We start from the raw sequence: 1,707 nt of genomic DNA on the forward strand, positions 1-1,707 counted from the left end.
CGCCGCTCCCGGCTCGTCCGGAACGGGCGCGCGGGGTACCGCACGGGTGGTGGTGCGGCCGAGGGGCATAGTGGGGTTGCCGCTGCGCCCGGGGTCACCGGTGCTGGGCCGGTGGTCGAGCTCGTCGGTGCTCAGGGTGTCGCGGGACCGGCGCGCCTGGGCGAGCAGGTCTCCGGCATCGGTCGGGCGGTCGTCGGGGTCGCGCGCCGTGGCCAGCGCCACCAAGGCGTCGAGCTCGCCCGGCACCGATGCGATCCGGGCGGACGGCACCGGGACCGTGCCGTGGACGTGCTGGTAGGCCACCTGGATCGGGCTGTCGCCCGGGAACGCCTTGACGCCGGTCAGCATCTCGTAGAGCAGCAGCCCGGCGGAGTAGACGTCGCTGCGCGGATCGGCGATGCCGCGCTCGACCTGCTCGGGGGACAGGTAGGCGGCCGTCCCGAGCAGCACGTCGGTGTGGGCGGTGACGGTGTCGGTCGTCACCGCTCGGGCCAGCCCGAAGTCGGCGACCTTGACCACGCCGTCCTCGCGCAGGATGACGTTCTCCGGCTTGATGTCTCGGTGCACGATGCCGGCCCGGTGCGCCGCGTCGAGCGCTTCCAGGACCGGTTCGATGATGTCCAGCGCCGCGCGGGGAGTGAGCGGCCCCTCGTCGCGGACGACGTCCCGGAGCGTTTTGCCGGTCACCAGCTCCATCGCGAGGAAGACGTGGCCGTTGTCGCTGCCCTGGTCGAACACGCCCACCACATTGGGGTGGGACAGGCGGGCCGCCGAGCGCGCCTCGCGCCGGAACCGGCTGACGAAGTTCTCGTCCCTGGCCAGGTCCGGCCGCATGATCTTGAGTGCCACGTCGCGCTCGAGGCGCAGGTCGACCGCGACGTAGACGGACGCCATACCGCCGTCGGCGAGGTGCGACTGCACGCGGTAGCGCCCGTCGACCACTTGGCCGACGAGGGACACGGGAGGGGCGGACGACACGCGCCAAGTGTAGGTTCGCGGGCCGCGACACCCCGGTAGGCGGGGCCGGGGCTAGAGGTGCGACTTGTGGTAGAGCACGTTGGCCACGTAGCGCTTGGTGTCGGCGTACATGCCGTGCCGCTGGACCCCCGCAAGCCCCTGGTAGTAGCCGGCGATGGCCTGCCTCTCGTTGGCGGCACTGCGCAGCAGCGCACGCAGGACCACGACGCCCGCGGTGACGTTGTCCTCGGGGTCGAGCAGGTTGAGCTTGCGGCCGACCATCTGCGAGGCCCACTCGCCGGTGCTCGGAATGATCTGCATGGCCCCGATCGCGTTGGCCACCGACACCTGGCGCTGGCTCCAGCCGGACTCCTGGTAGGAGACCGCGAGGGCGAGTCGGGGGTCGACGCCGTGGCGGCGGGCGGTGCGCGCGATCAGCGCCTTGGTCTGGCTGCGGGTCGGCAGGCTCCGCGAAGCCAGCACGTGACGGTTGCGGGCAGCCGACCCGACGATGCTGTCGGCATAGGTGCGGCCCTCGAAGGTGTTGTGGCTGAACCGCGGCTTCGCCTTCTTCTTGCCGTGCGCCTTGGCAGCGTGACCCGACTTCCTGGCCGGTGCCGCCCCGCGCACGCGCAGGGTCTGGCCGGCCTGCAGGTGCCGGGGGTCGGAGATGCCAGCAGCGCGCATCACGGCGGCCTGGGAGACGCGCAGCCGCAGGGCCAGGCCGCTGACCGTCTCGCCGGGGCGCAC

2 protein-coding genes are annotated in these 1,707 nt (G+C 72.5%); both read right to left on the reverse strand.

The window, feature by feature from the left end:
- The coding region (locus tag FRW57_RS21285) for a protein kinase domain-containing protein (protein ID WP_152187005.1) at window positions 1-978 on the reverse strand (978 nt) is incomplete at its 3' end.
- 51 nt (window positions 979-1,029) lie between these two features.
- Window positions 1,030-1,707, reverse strand: a 678-nt coding sequence (locus FRW57_RS21290) for a lytic transglycosylase domain-containing protein (protein ID WP_152187006.1), incomplete at its 5' end; no start/stop codon positions are given.

Origin of the sequence: Segeticoccus rhizosphaerae (genome assembly GCF_009192725.1) — a bacterium.
Lineage (GTDB): Bacteria > Actinomycetota > Actinomycetes > Actinomycetales > Dermatophilaceae > Segeticoccus > Segeticoccus rhizosphaerae.